The 20,531-nt window shown below is 36.6% G+C and carries 21 protein-coding genes; 15 read left to right on the top strand and 6 right to left on the bottom strand.

Annotated features, from left to right (window positions below):
* Positions 1-92 precede the first annotated feature (92 nt).
* From AC23ME_RS07780 to AC23ME_RS07820, 9 genes are all read left to right on the top strand, one after another.
* Positions 93-734 carry a hypothetical protein gene (locus AC23ME_RS07780; protein WP_487727190.1) on the top strand — a complete coding sequence of 214 codons (642 nt, stop codon included), beginning with the start codon at positions 93-95 and terminating at the stop codon, positions 732-734.
* Between the two features lie 61 nt (positions 735-795).
* Entirely contained in the window at positions 796-1,092 is a 297-nt protein-coding gene (locus tag AC23ME_RS07785; RefSeq protein WP_487727191.1) for a winged helix-turn-helix domain-containing protein, read from the top strand.
* 62 nt (positions 1,093-1,154) lie between these two features.
* On the top strand, positions 1,155-1,466 hold the full coding sequence (locus tag AC23ME_RS07790; RefSeq protein WP_487727192.1) for a hypothetical protein: 312 nt from the start codon (positions 1,155-1,157) through the stop codon (positions 1,464-1,466).
* A 52-nt stretch (positions 1,467-1,518) separates the two neighbouring features.
* Positions 1,519-1,842: a hypothetical protein gene (locus tag AC23ME_RS07795; RefSeq protein WP_487727193.1), complete on the top strand. Its 324-nt coding sequence runs from the start codon at positions 1,519-1,521 to the stop codon at positions 1,840-1,842.
* A gap of 35 nt (positions 1,843-1,877) precedes the next feature.
* Positions 1,878-3,569 carry a DUF4153 domain-containing protein gene (locus AC23ME_RS07800; RefSeq protein ID WP_487727194.1) on the top strand — a complete coding sequence of 564 codons (1,692 nt, stop codon included), beginning with the start codon at positions 1,878-1,880 and terminating at the stop codon, positions 3,567-3,569.
* Positions 3,566-3,859 carry a hypothetical protein gene (locus tag AC23ME_RS07805; RefSeq protein WP_487727195.1) on the top strand — a complete coding sequence of 98 codons (294 nt, stop codon included), beginning with the start codon at positions 3,566-3,568 and terminating at the stop codon, positions 3,857-3,859. Before AC23ME_RS07800 ends, AC23ME_RS07805 begins: the two co-directional genes overlap by 4 nt.
* A 405-nt stretch (positions 3,860-4,264) precedes the next feature.
* Positions 4,265-5,458, top strand: coding sequence for an ADP-forming succinate--CoA ligase subunit beta (gene sucC / locus AC23ME_RS07810; protein ID WP_487727196.1), 1,194 nt, complete (start codon positions 4,265-4,267; stop codon positions 5,456-5,458).
* Between the two features lie 446 nt (positions 5,459-5,904).
* On the top strand, positions 5,905-6,519 hold the full coding sequence (locus tag AC23ME_RS07815; protein WP_487727197.1) for a class I SAM-dependent DNA methyltransferase: 615 nt from the start codon (positions 5,905-5,907) through the stop codon (positions 6,517-6,519).
* A gap of 484 nt (positions 6,520-7,003) precedes the next feature.
* Entirely contained in the window at positions 7,004-8,011 is a 1,008-nt protein-coding gene (locus AC23ME_RS07820; RefSeq protein WP_487727198.1) for a GAF domain-containing sensor histidine kinase, read from the top strand.
* Here the strand turns inward: AC23ME_RS07820 and AC23ME_RS07825 are convergent.
* On the bottom strand, positions 7,978-9,333 hold the full coding sequence (locus AC23ME_RS07825; protein WP_487727199.1) for an ATP-binding protein: 1,356 nt from the start codon (positions 9,331-9,333) through the stop codon (positions 7,978-7,980). The genes AC23ME_RS07820 and AC23ME_RS07825 overlap by 34 nt on opposite strands.
* Before the next feature lie 140 nt (positions 9,334-9,473).
* On the opposite strand from AC23ME_RS07825, the gene asnS reads away from it, so the two are divergent.
* Entirely contained in the window at positions 9,474-10,910 is a 1,437-nt protein-coding gene (asnS, locus tag AC23ME_RS07830; RefSeq protein WP_487727200.1) for an asparagine--tRNA ligase, read from the top strand.
* 214 nt (positions 10,911-11,124) lie between these two features.
* Here the strand turns inward: asnS and AC23ME_RS07835 are convergent, their stop codons facing one another.
* Positions 11,125-12,765 carry an FMN-binding glutamate synthase family protein gene (locus AC23ME_RS07835; protein WP_487727201.1) on the bottom strand — a complete coding sequence of 547 codons (1,641 nt, stop codon included), beginning with the start codon at positions 12,763-12,765 and terminating at the stop codon, positions 11,125-11,127.
* A 179-nt stretch (positions 12,766-12,944) separates the two neighbouring features.
* On the opposite strand from AC23ME_RS07835, the gene AC23ME_RS07840 reads away from it, so the two are divergent.
* The 5 genes from AC23ME_RS07840 to AC23ME_RS07860 are packed head-to-tail and all read left to right on the top strand — an operon-like array spanning position 12,945 to position 16,571.
* A complete protein-coding gene (locus AC23ME_RS07840) occupies positions 12,945-13,565 on the top strand; it encodes an L-threonylcarbamoyladenylate synthase (protein WP_487727202.1) in 621 nt (206 codons plus the stop codon).
* A 24-nt stretch (positions 13,566-13,589) separates the two neighbouring features.
* Positions 13,590-14,759, top strand: coding sequence for a Na+/H+ antiporter NhaA (gene nhaA / locus AC23ME_RS07845; protein ID WP_487727203.1), 1,170 nt, complete (start codon positions 13,590-13,592; stop codon positions 14,757-14,759).
* A gap of 3 nt (positions 14,760-14,762) precedes the next feature.
* Entirely contained in the window at positions 14,763-15,278 is a 516-nt protein-coding gene (locus AC23ME_RS07850) for a GNAT family N-acetyltransferase (protein ID WP_487727204.1), read from the top strand.
* A gap of 9 nt (positions 15,279-15,287) precedes the next feature.
* Positions 15,288-15,776, top strand: a complete 489-nt coding sequence (locus tag AC23ME_RS07855; protein WP_487727205.1) for a lipocalin family protein — start codon at positions 15,288-15,290, stop codon at positions 15,774-15,776.
* Between the two features lie 39 nt (positions 15,777-15,815).
* Positions 15,816-16,571: a HEAT repeat domain-containing protein gene (locus AC23ME_RS07860; RefSeq protein ID WP_487727206.1), complete on the top strand. Its 756-nt coding sequence runs from the start codon at positions 15,816-15,818 to the stop codon at positions 16,569-16,571.
* 83 nt (positions 16,572-16,654) lie between these two features.
* Here the strand turns inward: AC23ME_RS07860 and trpA are convergent, their stop codons facing one another.
* From trpA to trpD, 4 genes are all read right to left on the bottom strand, one after another.
* Positions 16,655-17,425 (bottom strand): tryptophan synthase subunit alpha, encoded by a 771-nt coding sequence (gene trpA, locus AC23ME_RS07865; protein ID WP_487727207.1) that lies wholly within the window; start codon positions 17,423-17,425, stop codon positions 16,655-16,657.
* A gap of 76 nt (positions 17,426-17,501) precedes the next feature.
* A complete protein-coding gene (gene trpB, locus AC23ME_RS07870; protein WP_487727208.1) occupies positions 17,502-18,683 on the bottom strand; it encodes a tryptophan synthase subunit beta in 1,182 nt (393 codons plus the stop codon).
* 104 nt (positions 18,684-18,787) lie between these two features.
* The gene (locus AC23ME_RS07875) at positions 18,788-19,405 is read right to left on the bottom strand and encodes a phosphoribosylanthranilate isomerase (RefSeq protein WP_487727209.1); all 618 of its coding nucleotides are present in this window, start codon (positions 19,403-19,405) and stop codon (positions 18,788-18,790) included.
* A gap of 86 nt (positions 19,406-19,491) precedes the next feature.
* Entirely contained in the window at positions 19,492-20,481 is a 990-nt protein-coding gene (gene trpD / locus AC23ME_RS07880) for an anthranilate phosphoribosyltransferase (RefSeq protein ID WP_487727743.1), read from the bottom strand.
* Between the last annotated feature and the right edge of the window lie 50 nt (positions 20,482-20,531).

Below are 20,531 nucleotides of genomic sequence, written 5' to 3' on the forward strand. Positions count from 1 at the left end.
ATTGAGCGGCAGGAAAGAAATCGATATTTTCTAAAAATTAATTTGGAAATCAAAAATCCATTCTTAACTTTGAAACACAAAGCACTTTAAAAATGAACCAACAAGAGCAATTAGATACGCTTAATGATATCAGGAATATCATGAACCGCTCGTCGAAATTTATTTCATTAAGTGGATTATCGGGTATTTTCGCTGGAGTTACTGCTTTAGTGGGCGCTTATTTTGCACACCAAGCTTTAAAAGATTATCTAGCGGGCAATATTGGATTTGGTTATGATGCCCAGTCTGATATCGAAATTGAGCTATTGAAAATTGGAATATTGGTGCTAGTTTTTGCATTGTTAGGAGGCATATTCTTTACTTATAGACAAAGCAGAAAGAAAAACCTTCCACTTTGGGACAGTACAAGTAGAAATTTGATTGTAAACCTGGCAATTCCCTTAGTTACGGGTGGGCTTTTTGTAATTGCATTATTGTTAAACCATAGTAATGCAGTAGGTTTAGTTGCGCCAAGTACATTAATTTTTTACGGATTGGCGCTAATTAACGCTAGCAAGTTTACTCATTCGGATATCAAGTTTTTAGGTGTTTGCGAAATTATTTTAGGTATTATCGCCATGTTTAATATTGGATATGGTTTGTATTTTTGGGCCGCTGGTTTTGGCGTACTGCATATTTTATACGGCAGCATCATGTATTTTAAATATGAGAAAGGAACAGGGCGAGAGGCATAAGGTTTAAGGTTTAGGAATTTCCAAAATCGTAAATCGTAAATTTTAAAATCGTAGCATACAAATGAAAAACCCAATAGGCTCACTAAATAAGATTTTTGATAGCAGGATAAGGCTAGGTGTGATGTCGGTGCTTATTGTGAACGATAGTGTGAGCTTTAACGACCTGAAACAGCTGCTAGAATTAACTGATGGTAACCTTGCCTCCCACTTAAACACTTTGGAGCAGGCAGAATATATTAAAATGCACAAAGCTTTTATTGGAAGAAAAACAAATACCACCTATACCATCACCCCTTTGGGTAAGCAATCTTTTCAGTCGCACTTAGATGCTTTAGAAAAGATGATCAAAGGAATTTAATTTTTTTTAAACTTTAACTTTGAAAAACAAAGTACTTTATACTAACTTTAAATAATCAAATCATGGAAACAATGACAACACTTAAAACAACATCGAAACAAAGATTAATTACCACTTTCGCCATTATTGCTTTTATTTTAGCAATTCCAGCTGTGGCAATGCAGTTTACAAACGAGGTAGACTGGAAACTATTCGATTTTATCATTATGGGTACGCTCTTAACCATCACCGGACTAGCTATTGAATTAGTGACTAGAAAAGTTAAAACAGCCAATGGAAGAATTTTACTTACCATAGCTATTTTGATCGTTCTGTTCTTGATCTGGGCTGAATTAGCTGTAGGTGTATTTGGAACCCCTTTCGCTGGTAGTTAAGCTGGCGATATTTTTTTGAATAATTACTTTGAAACACAAAGCACTTTAACAAATGCAAAATCAACACGAATTGTCTGTAGTAGCTATCGCTAAAAAATGTGCAAGAATATCATTGTTAACGGGTATTTGCATTTTTCTAGCATTTGCAATCAGTAAAATAGATCAGATTATGGTGGTTGGGGGCATATTTCTATTGGTAGCTTTTATGGTTAACGGGTTAATCCTATTTATCCTGATGCTGCATTTGTTAGGCCCCAGGACTAACCATCCGCAGATATTTCGTGCTATTGTAATCATGCTTGTCAATATCCCCATCGCTATTTTTTTCGCTTGGCTCTCTATCCAAATTGCCGACTTGCATCACATCAATATATAATGCAACCACACTCTAAATCCAAACCATCAAAACAAATGATACAAAAAATTGATTACCGTCTTCCGCTCATTTTAATCGGCGGCTTTCTATTTCAGTTCCTATTTTGGGATGAATTTTTAGGATTGAATTTACTACTGTACTCGCTATTTATCCTTGCCATTACTTTTACAGATAAGCAAATTCCTTTTCACAAAACGAAGTTATACACCGCACTACCACATTTAGCAGTAGCTATTTATATTGCTTACAACAATTCTCTACTCGCTATTATTACTTGGTTTATCACCTTGCTTATATTTCTGGGAACAGCTCATTTTGTAATGCTAAAATCGGCAACCACGGCTTTGGTTTGGGGAGTTTTACAGGTCATTAGTGGTCCGTCTGGCGTAATTAGCAAATTGAGAGCGACGAAGGTTGGTAAAATCAATCTGAAACCAATACTGAAACCGGTAAAATACATTGTTTTACCTCTGTTAATGGTGGTCATCTTTTGTTCGCTCTACAGTTTAGCTAATCCCATTTTTGCGAAATATGTAAACACCTTAAATGCTCATATTAGCCAGTTTTTCAGCAGTATTTTCAGGTTTTTATTTATTGATATCAGCTTTTTTAAGTGCATTTTTATTGCGCTGGGTAGCTGTATCACCGCTGGAATAATTGTTACTGTTAAGAGTAATCTGTTAGAAGATATAGAAATTAGGGAAACTGATGAACTTACGAGAAAACGTAGAAAAAACAATGGAAATCTGCTTTTTGAGGATTTCAAAACCCTGTTTTCTGGCAATCAGACTAAGAAGCTACTAGGGCTTAAGACCGAAAATATTATCGGTATCATATCTTTCGTAGCACTTAACATTTTACTATTATTTTTAAATGCTATCGATATTTCTACCTTGTGGTTAAACAACAAAGTTGATGTTGGCAAAGATTTTTCGGCAGAATTGCACGATGGAACCAACACCTTAATTTTCAGCATTGTAATTGCCATGTTAATTGTGGTATACTTCTTTAGCGGAACCCTTAATTTTTACCGTAAAAACAAGTTTATCAAAGCACTCGCCTACTTTTGGATTGCACAAAATGCTTTTTTGGTACTTTCTGTTTTTCACCGAGATTACGATTATATTTTTTACCACGGATTGACCCACAAACGAATTGGCGTAGCTGTTTTCGCTACACTTAGTCTCATAGGTTTGCTTACAGTTTATCTCAAAATTGCAAAGCAGCGAACAATTTTCTTTTTGTACCGCATCAATTCGAAAGTTTGGTACGTGCTTTTGGTACTATTAAGTTTCGTAAACTGGGATGTTTTAATTGTGAGTTACAACTTTGAAAAGGCTCACAAGATAGGTGTTGATGTTGATCATTTGATGAGCTTTTCTGACAAAACCCTACCCCTATTACAGAAAAACCGAGAGTTGCTCTTAAAACATGCTATCATACAGGCTGAGAGCGAACAAGCAAGTCACGATGAAATAACGGCGGCAGTAGATTCTACAGCTACCAGAGTTGCTGTAGTTACAGTAGAAGACACAAATGCAGCGCCTCCGTTAAGTAAAGCAGAGCGAAAAGCGTTAACCATTAAAAATGCTAAAGACAGTTTTAACCAAAGACTAGATAATAAAATTGAGTGGTTTTTAGAAAGACAGAAAACTGGATCTTGGTTATCGTTTAGTTATTGGAATTGGGAAGCGGTAAAAAGTCTAAAAGCAACATTAAGCAAATGAAAACTATCATAGAAATCAGGATTGGTACTTGGACAGCCATTTGTTCTTTTGTAATCGGAACATTACTTTTTCTAACCTTAATCATTACAAATCATATCGCTCTTGCATATCTGGGCTTTTATTACCTGCTTGTTATCATACCTGTAAACATGCTTGTATTGTTAATAATTACCTTAAGTGCTTTTCTCAACAAGGAAAGATGGATTGAACATCTTAAAACTATGGGGCTGATGCTATTAAATATTCCAATAGCTTGGCTTTACCTCATCTTATTAAATTTTTACGTCTAAGGAGATAAAATGAAAAAATCTGAAAAATGGGTTCAGTACTTCTCGAAGAACCAAAAAAACCCCATTTCATGAACTTTGTCAATCTTACTTTCCATCAGCATATTAAGATTGACAAAGTTTGTGCAACATTCCATTGTTAATTAAACCCGATTGAGCGGATTAGCCCGCAGCGAGCGAGAGCGTTAGCGATGCGAAGCGAGGACTATGAGCAAAAGCGGGGCTACATTAGCCAAGAAACACCGCCCCTACATTTTCAAAAAATAGACAAATATTTAAGCCTACAATTTAACAATCCAACAATTTAACAATAACATCGTAGTAACGTTGCTATTTCTTTACATTTAAATCAATTTTACTATTGGCATAAAGGATTTGAAATTGTAGATTTGGGCAAATTTTAAAGAAATGAACATCCACGAATATCAAGGTAAACAAATTCTAAAGAGTTTTGGCGTTGCTATCCAAGAAGGCATTGTTGCTGACACAGTTGACCAAGCTGTTGAGGCCGCTAAACAAATGAAAACTGACTTTAACTCTGACTGGGTTGTGATTAAAGCGCAAATCCACGCTGGAGGTAGAGGTAAAGGCGGCGGCGTTAAATTGGCCAAAAACTTAGATGAGGTGAAGCAAAGAGCTACCGATATTTTGGGAATGCAGTTGGTTACGCCTCAAACTGGTGCAGAAGGCAAGAAAGTAAACAAAATTTTGGTTGCTCAAGATGTTTACTATCCAGGTCCAACGGAAACTAAAGAGTTCTACATGAGTGTACTTTTAGACCGTGCTGCTGGCAAAAACATTATTATGTATAGTACCGAAGGTGGTATGGACATTGAGGAAGTTGCTGAACACACACCTCACTTGATTTTCAAAGAAACTATTGATCCTAAAGTAGGTTTACAAGGTTTCCAAGCTCGTAAAATTGCTTTCAACTTAGGTTTAAGCGGTGCTGCACACAAAGAAATGGTAAAATTTGTTGCCGCTTTGTACAAAGCTTACGATCAAACAGATTCATCTATGTTCGAAATTAACCCAGTATTAAAAACTAGCGATGACAAAATTATTGCTGTTGATGCTAAAGTTGATTTAGACGAAAATGCATTATACCGTCATCCAGATTATGCAGCAATGCGTGATAAATTAGAAGAAGATCCAACAGACGTTGAAGCTAGCGAAAGTAACCTTAACTACGTTAAATTAGATGGTAACGTAGGTTGTATGGTAAATGGCGCTGGTTTAGCGATGGCTACAATGGACATTATTAAACTTGCTGGTGGCGAGCCTGCTAACTTCTTAGACGTAGGCGGAACCGCTAACGCTACTACAGTTAAAGCTGGTTTCAACATTATCTTGAAAGACCCTAACGTAAAAGCAATCTTAATCAACATTTTTGGTGGTATTGTACGTTGCGACAGAGTTGCGCAAGGTGTAATTGATGCTTATCAAGAAATTGGCGACATTAGAGTGCCTATCATTGTTCGTTTGCAAGGAACTAACGCTGAAGAAGCTAAAAAATTAATCGACGAGTCTGGATTGAAAGTTTACTCAGCAATTTTGTTGAAAGAAGCTGCAGATTTAGTTGAAGAAGTTTTAGCTAAATAGTCAGAAAGTTTTTTCCGCAAGCCGGAAAGATATATCTTATAAAAAGGCCAGTTGAGCAATCAGCTGGTTTTTTTTTGTTTTGTGCCGTCATCTCGACCGTAGCGGAGAGATCTTTGAGCGTTTCTTTTTTTTTGAAAAGCAGTTTCAGTAGTTCTTCGTCTACGTCAGTCCCGCTTTCCGCTGCAATCTTTTTGTTTTCCCTCCGCCGTCATTTCGAACGCAGAGAGAAATCTACAAGTATAATGCTGCTATCTTACAGATTTCTCCTCGTTCCTCGTCGAAATGACGCAACAAAAAGTATTTTCGCTTCAATCGGGTTTAGAGAACAAAAAATCCTGCACAAAATTGTCGATCTTATATGTCAATCGATCAACTAAAATTGGCAAAGTTGCCGACAGAAAATTCTTCGCCACAAAAGTCATTAGGTTTTCTGTAGATTTAACATTATGAACCACGACCAACAAAACTTAAACACTTGGAATAAAGTTGCCAAAATTTACGAAGACAAGTTCATGTATATGGATTTGTACAATGAAACTTATGATTTCGTTTGTAATGCCATTGATAAAGAAAATGCCAAAGTATTAGAGATAGGTTGCGGTCCTGGAAATATCACAAAATATCTGCTCAACAAAAGACCTGATTTACATATCCACGGTATAGATCTTGCCCCGAACATGATTGAGCTAGCAGAAAAGAACAATCCAACAGCTAGCTTCACCGTAATGGATGCCAGAAAAATTAGCGAACTAGACACGAAATTCGATGCAATTATTGCAGGCTTCTGCATTCCTTACTTCTCTCCTACCGAATGTGAGCAATTCATTGTTGACGCCAAACATCTGTTAAATAAAGAAGGATTAATCTACATCAGCTTTGTAGAAGGCGCTCCATCACAATCTAAGCTAATGACCAATAAAAATGGCGATAGCGTTTATTTTAATTACCACGAATTGGAAACTCTAAAAGGCTTTTTAAAAGAAATCGGGTCTATTGATACGAATGTTTTTAAAGTAGATTTCAAAGATCAGCGAGTGAAAGCGAAATTCATACAGTTTTAATAGCTAAAACTAGTAGATAAAACAAAAGCCAATCAAAACTGACTGGCTTTCTATAGGTTGTTTAGGTTTAGTTTAAAATCTCTTTGTCATTTCATTTGTTTTATGAAAAAGCTCTGGCCATCCAACCAGAGCTTTAATCAAACCAAATATAAATGTACTTTTTTGTATGAACACAACAAATATATAGCTATTTTTTGAAATTAAAAATATTTTATAAGAAAATAAATCATTTTTTCCTGTAAAAATTAAAAAACAAATAAAAAATACAAAATAAACAACAATAAAATAGTTAAAAAACTAATTAAATATAAAATATCATAAAATTTTCAATCACAAAACACATTAAATCATCAATAAATAGAAAAATATACCAAAAAAACACAAAATTCAACTTTAAAATATGCAAAAACATAAAAAATACACAAAATATATACAAATAAACAAAAATGTATATTTGTATATGAATGATTATTTATAAACTCAAATGGAAAATCCTGAAAATAACATGAACAGAAAATCGCTTATTAAATCGTTAATCACTATAAGCAATCTAGTTACTAAGGGCGTTGATATAGCAATGGTTAAAATTGCATTTTTCCATAATGCAGAACTAACTTTTGTCGACAACGAGCAGGCTGCACTATATCATTTTGATATAGAAGAAGAAATTGTCAGAGGCAACCTAAATAAAAAAGAAGTTTTCATATCCGAAAAATTCCCTTCTAACAATACCGAAGAGGAAATTAACTGTTACGCAACTATCCCATTGATGTCTACTAACGGCAGTAACATCGGCTCACTCATTGTTTTCGACATCAAACCGTACAGCTTCACAGATCAAGATATCGTTTTACTAAAAGATTTTGCTCAACTAACATCCGATATCATCGAAAAACATATCGAAAACGAAAAAACACAGCGAGTTTTCGTCGATTTCTTACACAAAACCGTCCACGATCTAAAAAATCCTTTAACATCCATCTCTCTAACTTCCGAATTATTAAAGCGTAAAGCAGAGGATCCAAAAACTGTGATCAGCTTTTCAGAACGCCTAGAAAAAGCTAGCCAGAAATTATTTGCCAGTTTAGAAAACTTAAAGTCTGCTTACCCAGTAGAAAATAGCGGCTTTAAACTCAATGTAACAGAGATTAATCTGGGCGATTTTTTAGCAGACATTCAAAAAAGCATCAGCACTGCAGATATTAAAATCGAAAACACAATTACAACAGCCATTCACGCTGAATACGATAGACTAAAGGAAGCAATTACGCAGTTGGTGACCCACATCCTCAAAAACGGGCCAATCAATAACATCACCATAAAATCTTACCAAAAAGATGATGAAGCAGTTATTGAAATCACCTCTGGACAAACTGCGAACTTTAATAGTACAGCAATAACAATTGCTAAAACATTAATAGGAATGCACAAAGGAAAATTGGCTATTACGCCAGATAACTACTTGGTATCACTATCTTTAACAGTATTATAAAGTTTAAAAGCAATTACAAAAATACTTCCCTTATCATTATCAGGCTCGTACCAAATCTCTCCATCTTGCAACTCTGTAAATTCCTTGCAAAGCAGCAAGCCTAATCCTACCCCTTTTTCGTTATTAGTACCAAAAGTTGAAAGCGCTTTCAGCTTGAATAGATTCTCTTGCTCTTCTTCGCTTATCCCTAAACCATTATCTTTTATTTTCACAAAACAACGTTCGTCATCATAACTGAAAGAAACATGCACCCTGCCACCTTCTGGTGTAAATTTAATTGCATTATTCACCAAATTGCGAACTACAATCAAAAACATATTTAGATCCGCAGCAATCAAAACCCCATCTTCCAAATCAAGCTCAAGTTCGATGTTCTTCTTCTCAGCAATATTAGCCTCCAAGCTCAGCCCCTTTCGCAACTCATGAGCCACATCTACCGCAACAATATCAACCCTTGCCCCATCTAACTGCGATTTAGACCAAGCCAACACATTAGCTAACATCTCTGCGGTATCCCTGGTAACATGAAGCAAACGTCGTTTAATGGTATCGTTTTCTTCTGGCGTGATATCCATTACGGCCAAGATCTCTAAATAACCCAAAATCGAACTCAGCGGCGAGCGAATATCATGCGCTACGATAGAGAATAGTTTTGCTTTTTCAGAATTGAGTTTCTCCAACTCTTTATTCTGCAACATAATTTGATCGCTCTGCGCCTCTATCTCTTCTGTCTTTTGATAAACAACATCACGTTCCTTGTCGTAACTATTCCTGATGAAATAGATACTTAAACAAATCAATAGCGCTGCTACAACATAAGTTACAGCAAAATCTACAGTTTTAGCTAAATCATCAGTATAAACATTAGGTATCGCTTCTGGATTTAAATATTCGTAGGTTAAAACACCAAAAACAGTTACCAGATTTAGAGAAATCCAGATCAACAACTCTCTTTTAGGCACCACCACAATGGTAATCAGCAGAATAAGGCAAAACAACACCATATTTGGCCCATAAATGCCCGAATTAAAAAAGTAATTGAGTAGAAAGGTAAAATTGGCAACAATACCTAGGCTACGTATCGCAATCTTCGTACTTCGCCTAATCCGCGACAAATAATAAAGTACAGCTGAGAACAAACTCCCGAACAAACAAATAACCGCTACTACTTCTAAACCGATATAGTAATTAAAGAAAATTTCGAGAAAAAGTGCTACAACAGCGATTACACAAAACGTATTAAATATCCGCTCTTCGAGAGAAAATTTTCTAGGATCACCAATAATATGGTTAGCACTGAGCCACGAGCGAAATTTTGCCACAGTTAATTTAGAATAATTTTAAACACAAACATAACCATATTACAGGAAAGATACGCAAACTAAGTTTAAAATTAACCCAAGCTAAATACCTAAAATTAAACTGTAAATCGTTATTTTTGCGACTTTTACAATAAAACAATATGATTAAGAGACAACAAATTAAGGATTTATTAAAATCTACAGATTTTAACACTGAGGTAACGGTTATGGGATGGGTTAGAACCTTCCGTAATAATCAGTTTATTGCGTTAAACGATGGGTCTTGCATGGGCAATATCCAAGTTGTGGTTGATTTTAATAATACCGATGAGAATTTGTTGAAACGAATTACTACTGGCGCTGCAATTAAAGCTACTGGTGCTTTAATCGAATCGTTAGGAAAAGGGCAAACTGTAGAAATTAAAGCTACGGCTATTGAGATTTTAGGCGATAGTGACCCTGAAAAATTCCCTCTACAACCAAAAAAGCACAGTTTAGAGTTTTTAAGAGAAATTGCGCATCTGCGTTTCAGAACTAATACTTTTAATGCTGTTTTTAAAGTTCGCCACGCATTAGCTTTTGCTATTCATCAGTTTTATAACGAAAGAGGTTTTGTTTACATGCATACTCCAGTGGTTACCGCAAGTGATGCAGAAGGCGCTGGTGAAATGTTTAAAGTAACTACTTTAGATTTCGATAACGTGCCTCGTACCGACGATGGAAAAGTAGATTTTTCAGAAGATTTCTTCGGTCGTGCTACGAACTTAACCGTTTCTGGACAACTAGAAGGTGAATTAGCAGCAATGGCTTTTGGACAGATTTACACGTTCGGACCAACTTTCAGAGCTGAAAATTCAAACACTACTCGTCACTTGGCTGAGTTTTGGATGATTGAACCAGAAGTTGCTTTTGCAGATTTGGAAAACAACATGGAATTGGCAGAGGACATGATGAAATATGTCATCAGCTATGCTAAAGAAAACTGTAAAGAGGAATTAGAGTTTTTAAACAACCGTTTAGCGGAAGAAGAAAAGCAAAAACCGCAAAACGAACGCAGCGAGTTTACATTGTTAGAGAAATTAGATTTCTGTTTAGCAAACGATTTCCAACGTTTAACTTATACAGAAGCAATTGATATTTTAAAATCATCAAAACCAAACCAGAAAAAACAGTTTAAATACCTGATTGATAGCTGGGGAGCTGATTTACAAAGTGAACATGAGCGTTATTTGGTAGAAAAACACTTTAAACGTCCGGTAATTCTAACGGATTACCCGAAAGATATCAAATCTTTCTACATGCGTTTAAATGATGATAACAAAACCGTTGCTGCAATGGATATTTTGTTCCCAGGCATTGGAGAAATGATTGGTGGTTCGCAACGTGAAGAACGTATGGATGTTTTAAAACAACGTATGGATGAAATGGGCGTGCCTCAAGAAGAACTATGGTGGTATTTAGATACCCGTCGTTTTGGTTCTGCTCCACATGCTGGTTTTGGCCTAGGTTTCGAGCGTTTAGTACTTTTCGTTACTGGCATGACCAACATTCGCGATGTAATTGCTTTTCCTCGTTTCCCTAAGAGCGCTGAATTTTAATTGAAGCAAGGATTAAAGAAAAAGGAATAAAAAACTTTTTGCATAACAAAGCCACTTAAGATTTAAATGGCTTTGTTGTTTGATAACATTTAGCTGATGCTGAAATAAATTCAGCATGACGGTTTAATGCTTTATTATTTATCCATTACCATTAAGCTACCTGCGCTACTCTATCCCCTTTGGGGAGAGATGCCTGAAAGGCAGTGAGGGGCTTTTACTCATGATAAGGATTAGCAGTTTGGTAATCCACCTCAGTAACTTTATAATCAGTAGGCAAGAAACTTGCAGAGGTACTTAAGGCCATCCCTAACTCAAATCGAGAAGGATATGGCGTTTGCAACAACGAACCTTCCGGCAGGTAAGGATAAGTTTCTCTGTAATTCTGTATCACATTAGGACTAACCCTTCTATTAATATAAGCTCTGGTTAACTGGCTAAATTCTTTCAATCCGGCAGCGCCTAATAGCTCTACCGCACTAGCTACAGTTTGGTTATGGAAGTTTTTCACCCTTACTTTCTTATCCTCAACCACCAAACCCTTCATTAAACTTTGGTCTTGCGTAGCCACACCAGTAGGGCAAGTATTGCTGTTGCACTCCAAAGCTTGGATACAGCCCAAAGCGAACATCATACCTCTTGCGGCACTGCACATATCTGCTCCCAAAGCTATATTTTTAACAATGTCGAAACCTGTAGATACTTTACCCGAAGCAATAATTTTGATGTGCTTTTTCAAATCGAAGCCCACTAAAACATCGTGAACAAATGCCACGCCATCTCTTAACGGCATACCCACCGAATTAGAAAACTCTTGTGGTGCAGCACCTGTACCACCTTCTCCTCCATCTACGGTAATAAAATCGGGATAAATTTTAGTCTCTATCATCGCTTTGCAAATGGCAAAAAACTCACTTTTACGACCGATACACAATTTAAATCCAACTGGTTTTCCGCCAGATAAATCTCTTAATTGCTTTACGAAGTTCATCAATTCTATTGGCGTAGAAAAAGCGGAGTGTCCTGGAGGCGATAGAACATCTTTACCTTCTGGTACCAAACGAATACGAGCCACTTCTGGGGTAACTTTTTTTCCTGGTAACATACCACCATGCCCTGGCTTTGCTCCTTGCGAAAGTTTTATCTCAATCATTTTCACTTGCTCGGTTTGGGCACGTTCACCAAAAGCTTCGCCATTGAAAGTTCCGTCCATATTTCTACAGCCGAAATAGCCTGTACCAATTTGCCAAATCAAATCGCCGCCAAGTTGACGGTGATAATCGCTAATCCCGCCTTCGCCAGTATTATGAGCAAAATCGCCCAACTTTGCACCACCATTTAGTGCCAACACCGCATTTTGACTTAAAGAACCAAAACTCATTGCAGAAATATTGTACACACTTGAAGAGTAAGGCTGCTTACAATCCGGTCCACCCACTAAAATTCTAGGTTTCAAATTTAAATCGTGGTGACTGATAGCCATAATACTATGACTTAACCACTCGTAACCATTTTCATACACATTTAATTGCGTACCAAATGGAATAGTATCTAATTCTTTTTTAGCACGTTGATAGATTAAAGAACGATTTAACCTATTGTAGGGAGTTCCGTTAGTATCACTTTCTACGAAATACTGATAAACTTTTGGTCTCATGTGCTCCATAAAGTAGCGCAAACGACCAACCACCGGATAGTTACGTACAATGCTTCGCTTAGGCTGAACCATGTCGTAAATCCCTAACAATACTACTGGGCCAGTAAATAAAAATGTCCACCATAAGAATGGATGGTAAAGTCCTAACATTACCGTAAATGCAACCAAAAAAGCTGCAAATGCCACAAATGCTTTTCTCATCTCAGTTAATTAATGTTTTTTCACCTTAGACATTTTAGTACATTTAAGCTTTTGTTTTGAATAAGGCTAAAATGATCTTAGATATCTTAGATGGTTAATTTTATGTTCGTTTGCTGCTAAAGTAGCAATATAAACCCCGATACCGAAACAAGTACCACATCATTTTGTTATTTTTACATATGCTTATCAGAATTTATCCAGAAAACCCCAACCCGAAGGCTATTGAACAAGCCGTTGAAGTACTAAAAAAAGGTGGAATTATCATTTACCCCACTGATACGATATATGGTTTGGGCTGCGATATCACCAACCACAGAGCCATTGAAAGGATTTGCAAAATTAGAGGCATCAAGCCTGAAAAAGCTAACTTTTCATTCATTTGTGCTGATTTAAGGCATATTTCTGATTATATCAAACCTATAGACACCACTGTTTTCAGAGTATTGAAAAAGGCTTTGCCAGGTCCGTTTACTTTTATTTTTAACGCGAACAACAACGTGCCTAAGCTGTTAAGTTCTAATAAAAAAACGGTAGGTATTCGTGTACCTGATAACAACGTAGCCCGTCAAATTGTAGAAGCTTTGGGCAACCCGATTATTTCTACATCGATAAAAGACGATGATGAGGTAATTGAATATTCTACAGACCCAGAATTAATCCACGAAAAATACGAAGACTTGGTTGATTTGGTGATTGATGGAGGTTATGGTGATAACGAGGCTTCTACGGTGATTGATTGTACGGGTGGAGATTTCGAGGTTATTCGTGAAGGAAAAGGCGATATTGAAGAATATTTATAGGAGCTAATTCCGTAAATTAGCTGGATGAATAACGGCAATACTTCTGCTTTTAAAAATTTCTTTAATTCTGAAAAAATTGGTGGTGTTTTACTGCTATTTTGCGTTGCTATTTCTTTAATAATTGCTAATTCTGGCGCAGCAAAAGGATTTGAAAACCTATTAAACACAAAATTAGGTTTCGATATTGGCAGTACTCATATTAACTACACAGTTTCAGCTTGGGTTAATGATGGTTTAATGGCAATTTTCTTCCTTCTAGTTGGCTTAGAAATTAAAAGGGAATTAATTGGAGGAGAACTTTCTAGCGTACAAAAAGCAAGTTTACCTGTGTTAGCAGCGGTTGGAGGAATGTTGGTTCCAGCTGGAATTTATTTCGCCATTAATAGCGGTACCGAAACAGCAGGCGGATGGGGAATTCCAATGGCAACAGATATTGCCTTTGCATTGGCAATTATCGCTATGCTGGGTAAAAGTGTGCCATCATCCTTAAAAATATTTCTGGCTGCTTTAGCTATCGCTGATGATTTAGGGGCTATTTTAGTTATTGCCATTTTTTATACAGAACAAATCCATTGGCTAGAACTTTCTATCGCTGCAGCCATTATAGCTACACTTTTTGCATTCAATTATTTCAAAATTAAATCGCTTTGGTTTTATTTAATACCCGGAATTTTTCTTTGGTATTTCATGCACCATTCAGGCATACACGCAACCATTGCTGGCGTACTATTGGCTTTTACCATTCCTATTGAAGAAAACTCAAGTACATCTCCCTTAGAAAAACTAGAGCATTGGTTAACTAAGCCAGTTAACTTTTTGATTATGCCTATTTTCGCTTTGGCCAATACCAATATCACATTTGAAAGCGGCATGATTAAAGGCCTAACTTCGCCCTTAGGTTTAGGCATTATCCTTGGTCTTTTTGTCGGAAAAACAATAGGTGTAAGTTTATTTTCTTTCATTGCAGTAAAACTGAAATTGGCAAAATTACCAACCGCAGCCAATTGGAAACATGTAATTGGTGTCGGGATGTTAGCAGGTATCGGTTTTACCATGTCAATTTTCATTTCGATGTTATCATTTTCAAATCCTGAACATATTATTACTGCAAAATTCGCCATCCTTTGTACGTCAATATTTTCTGGCGCAGTAGGTTTTGTTTTCTTGAAATCCTTAAAAACGAAAAATATCTAACCTATGATAGAAACCGAACGCTTTTACATTAGACCTTTAGTGGATAAAGATGCCGCAGGAATATTTGAATTGGATAGCAATCCGAAAGTACATACCTACCTTGGCAACAATCCTATCAAAACCTTGGCAGAAGCCGAAAATGTAATTCGATTAATCCAAAAGCAATACGAAGATTTAGGCATTGGCCGATGGGCAATTATTGAAAAAAGCAGTGGAGATTTTGTGGGTTGGACGGGTTTCAAATACATCGTAGAACCTATCAATGGGAAAGTTAATTATTATGATTTAGGTTATCGATTAATCGAAAGCTTTTGGGGCAAAGGTATTGCTAGCGAAACTGCAATAGCTTGTTTGAAATATGGTTTTGAAGAAATGAATTTGAAAGAAATTTACGGTATCTGTGATGTAGAAAATGCTGGCTCAAAAAATGTACTACTAAAATGTGGTTTTGAACTAAAAGAAAGCTTCATATACGATGGCGCACCACATTATTGGTTTGAAATAAAAAACACAATATAACCAATTAAAATGACAAGAATTTTCCTTTACTTCACTCTGTTATTTGTATCAATTCAACTTTGTTGCAAGAAAAAAGATAGCCAACCTGTAGAAGAACCTGAAATTTATCCTGAAAGCTTGGTTATTGGTAAATGGGTTTATAGTAAAATAAAACTTAATGGTGTGCTATACGATTATCAGCACACAGAAAGATGTGGAAAAGATAGATTTTATTTCCAGAACAGACCCGGACAAGACCATCATTACGTTGAGGTTGTCTACATTACTCCTACTGGTAACTGTGCGATCTCGTCTACCGGAATGATCTGGAAAATTAAAGGTAAAAATCTTTTATTAAGTTTTGGCCAACAAGTTTTCAGCTATAATATCATCAAGCTAGATGCTTCTAATTTTGAGGTTTCCATAAAAATAGACTACGACAAAGACGGAAAGCTTGACGATTTAGAACTACATGCAACAAAACAACCTTGCAACGGAGACGCTGAATGTCAGGAGTAATGCAAATCCTTGCAAAAGATATTTTAAACAATTTTTTAAATGGCTTTCTACGACCTACCAAAAGAAGAACGCGACCAGCTTGTACAACAAATTAATGAAGTTATTTTAAAGGAAATAGCTGAAGGTAAGTTGGCAAAATCTGCTTTGTATTTTGCTGATGAAGATACTTATATCAGAAAAACGGCTTATCTGGCTATTGGAAAAATGTACCAATCTGACAACAACTACTTAACTGCTATCACTAAATTACTAGAAGATTTGTTGCTCAACGATGATTTTAAAGTACGACAAACAGTAATTAATGCCGCAGGAGAAATAGGCAAAAAAAACTTTGAAGCTGTACAGCATTTCTTCGATAAAGGATTATTTGACGAACACCATTCTGTGCGAAATGCAGTAATTGGTTCGGTTAAAAAGATGGGCGAAGTAAATCCGAAACCCGTACTTGCTTGGGCAGAAACTTATTTAACACATCCAGATAAAGAAATTAGAAGAGAAATTTGTCACGGCATTGAACTTCGTGGACGGAAATATCCTCAAGACATTTTACCACTTTTACAACGATTAGAAAACGACCCGACTAAGCGAGTGAGTAGCACTTTAGTTCATGTAATTGGACAAATTGCTTACAAGAAAGGTTGCTTAGCCACGGTAATTGCCCATCTTAAGAACTGGAACAACAAAGATTTAGTAGAGAAAGCACTTGCAGAAATTATTGATTTGCATGACCGTTACAAGGATTTCTCGGCACTAAGTCAGGAGGAAGCAATTGCTTATATAGCGGAGAATTATTAAACCTTGTCATTCCGAGGTACTAGTAATCTATTAACTAGATTCTTCGCTACGCTCAGAATGACAGGGAGCACATAGATAAAGAACTATCTAAACTGCTTCATAAAAGTCTTAATGCTTCCTTCTAGATTATTTGCATCTAGATTTTTCACAAAAGCACTGCCAATAATTGCACCACTAGCGTATTCATTCGCAGCATCAAAAGTTTCTTTGTTAGAAATACCAAAACCTATCACAAATGGATTTTTCAATTGCATATTGGCAATGCGTTTAAAATAGGCAGTTGTTGAATTTTCAGAAACTGATAAATTACCGCCAGTTGTTGCAGCAGAAGAAACTAGATAAATAAAAGCGTTGCTCAATCCATCAATTTTACGGATACGTTCTTCAGATGTTTGTGGCGTTACCAAAAATATATTGCTTAGACCGTACTTTTCAAAAGTAGTTTGGTACATCTCTTCATATTCGTACATTGGTAAATCTGGAATAATGCAACCATCCACTCCTACTTCTTTGCATTTCTGACAGAAAGCTTCTACACCATATTGAAGTACCACATTTACATAACCCATCAATAAAATGGGAATAGTTACTTTTTGGCGTAAATCTTTTAGCTGTTCAAACAAAACAGGCAAAGTCATTCCACTATCTAAAGATTGCTTGCTACTTGCTTGAATTACCGGTCCATCAGCTACAGGGTCCGAATAAGGAAAACCTATTTCCAAGAAATCAGCTCCAGATTGCTCTAAAGTTTCTGCAATTTTTAAAGTTTCATTTAAACTAGGATAACCCGCTGTATAATAAATAGAAAGTAAGCCTTTCTGTTGTTTTTCAAATAATTGTTGAAGTCTGTTCATTTTATGCGTCTTGCGTTAGGCGTCTTGCGTTAGGCGTACTGTTCAAATCGCCAAACCCTCAACGCTTATCTCTTCACTATAAATTAAAATATTTCATATACGTTTCCATGTCTTTATCGCCTCTACCTGAAAGGCAAACCACCACATTTTCGCCACCTTTAAATTCCATTTTCTCTAGGTACGCCAAAGCGTGAGCACTTTCAATTGCTGGAATAATCCCCTCGTATTGAGTTAAAAGTAAGCCTGCTTGCAAAGCTTCGTCATCTGTGATAGAAGCATATAAACCTCTGCCAGTTTTAAACAAATGCGCATGTTGTGGGCCAATTCCTGGGTAATCTAAACCTGCCGAAACCGAATGAGGTTCTACCACCTGACCATCTTCGGTTTGCATTAAGATACTTCTACTGCCGTGCAACACACCTTCTTTACCTAAGGTGGTTGTTGCCGCAGAAAACCCGCTGTTCACCCCTTTACCTGCAGCTTCAATTGCAACTAATTTCACACTTTCATCATCAATAAAATGATAGAACATGCCCATCGCATTGCTACCTCCACCTACACAAGCTAAAACATAATCTGCCAGTTCGCTACCGGTTTGTTCTTTCAGTTGTTTTTTAGTTTCGAAGGAAATGATAGACTGAAATTGCGCCACCATATCTGGATAAGGATGCGGGCCAACCACCGAGCCAATGATATAATGCGTATCTACGGGATTAGCAATCCAATCTCTCATGGCTTCGTTAGTGGCATCTTTTAAGGTTTTACTTCCGGAAGTTGCTGGAACAACCTTTGCTCCCAACATTTTCATTCTAGCCACGTTTGGTGCCTGACGTTTAATATCCACTTCGCCCATGTAAACTACACATTCTAAGCCACGCAAAGCACAAACTGTAGCTGTAGCCACGCCATGTTGACCAGCACCTGTTTCGGCGATGATACGCTTTTTACCGAGTTTCTCTGCTAATAAAATTTGACCAATCGTATTATTGATTTTGTGTGCTCCAGTATGGTTCAAATCTTCTCGTTTAAGGAAGATGTTTGCTCCATACTTTTCCGACAATCTTTTCGCTAGGTACAATGGCGAAGGTCTTCCTACATAATCTTTCAGCAACGCTTTGAACTCTTGTTGAAATTGTTCATCGTCAATTACCGATTGATATTTTTGGCGTAATTCTTCTACATTTGGATACAGCATTTCGGGGATGTAAGCACCTCCGAAATCACCATAATAACCTCTTTCGTCTACAAAATAATTCATGTTATGTTGTCCTTATCGTCATTTCGAGTGAGCGTAGCGACGAGAAATCTAGCTACTTGTCAGATATCTCCTCGTTCCTCGTCGATATGACGAATTGTTTAATTCTATTTTTTAAAAAACTCTTTCAATTTATCTACATTCTTCAAACCAGGCTCTATCTCAAATTTACTATTGATATCGACTGCATATAATCGTTCATCCTTAATCGCTTCTATGTGTTCAGCGTGGTTCAAATCTATTCCGCCACTTAAAAAATAGGGTTTATCTAACTGATAGTTATTGAGCAAAGTCCAATCAAAAACTTTACCCGAACCGCCATGCGCCGAGGTTTGCGTATCAAATAAGAAATAGTCTACCACAGCTTCATAAGCTTCTAAAACACTAAAATCAAAATTTGGATGAACGCCAAAAGCTTTGATTACTTCAACTCCTGTTTGCTTTATCGCTGTGCAGTATGCTACATCTTCCTTACCGTGTAACTGCACTGCTTTTAAATAATGCTTTTGCACTAAAGCTTTTACACTTTCTAGATCCTCATCTACAAAAACACCTACGGTTTTAATTTCTTGTGGCACGTATTTAATCAACTCCGCAGAAACTTCGCTAATGTATCTCGGCGATTTTTCATAGAAGATGAAACCCAAATAATTTGGATGCAAATCTGCTACGGCGACAATGTTGGCTGCATGTTTCATTCCGCAAACTTTGATTTTTAATTTCATATCAAATTTGAACCACCTTAGACACCTTAGTTCACATCAGTTTCTTAAGGCTAAAATGCGCTTAGGTTCCTTAGGTGGTAATTAATTTAGGCGTTAACCAAACTCTTAAAACTTCCTAACGCTTTTTTATTTAACAACGATTCTTCCGCTTCGTAATAACAATCTGCAAAAGTTTTATCTTGATTAATCGTCTGTATTGCTAAAGCGGCATTGCACAGTACAACATTATTCTGAGCATCCGTTGCATTTCCATTTAAAACATCAGTAAATATTTTAGCAGATGATTCAATCGTATCTCCACCTTGAATTGCACTCTCCTCTAGTTTTTCAAAACCCAAATCAGCTACCTTTAATAAAGCTTCTCCTTTTTTGGTGAAAGTTTTAAAATCACAGGTTAAGGAAACTTCATCAAAACCATCTACTGCGTGAACAATACTGTAATTTTTATCTGTTTGCTGGTATAAATATGCGTAAATACGAGCCAATTCTAAGCTAAACACACCTACCATTTGGTTTTTCGGCTTTGCCGGATTACACATTGGTCCAAGCATATTGAAGAAGGTTTTCACTCCCAATTCCCTACGTATCGGTGCTACGGTTTTCATCGCTGGATTAAACAGCGGTGCGTGGATGAAACAAATTCCAGCTTTATCTAAGCTGCGTTTTAATTCACCTTCATCGTTGGTAAACGAATAGCCCAAGTATTCCATTACGTTACTAGAGCCACAGCCCGAAGAAACTCCATAATTACCGTGCTTTGCCACCTGATATCCTGCTCCAGCTACAACAAATGAAGCCAAAGTAGAAATGTTGAAGGTATCCTTTCCATCGCCGCCAGTGCCACAAAGATCTATTAGTTCAAAATCAGAGAAATCTACTTTTAGCGCTAATTCTAACATCGCATCGCGGAAACCCTGCAACTCTTCTACAGTAATATTTCTCATACCGTAAGCCGTAATAAAGGCTGCAATTTGCGAATGGTTAAATTCTCCCAAAGCAATAGAAGTCAATATTTTTTGTGCTTCAGCTCTGCTAAAAGTTTTATTTTCAAATAAATGGTTAAGTATCTGCTTCATGGTTGTATAAACAAAAAAAGGTTGCCTCATCAGCAACCTTTTAAAATATT

The sequence above is a fragment of the Pedobacter sp. T50_32 genome, from assembly GCF_057652195.1.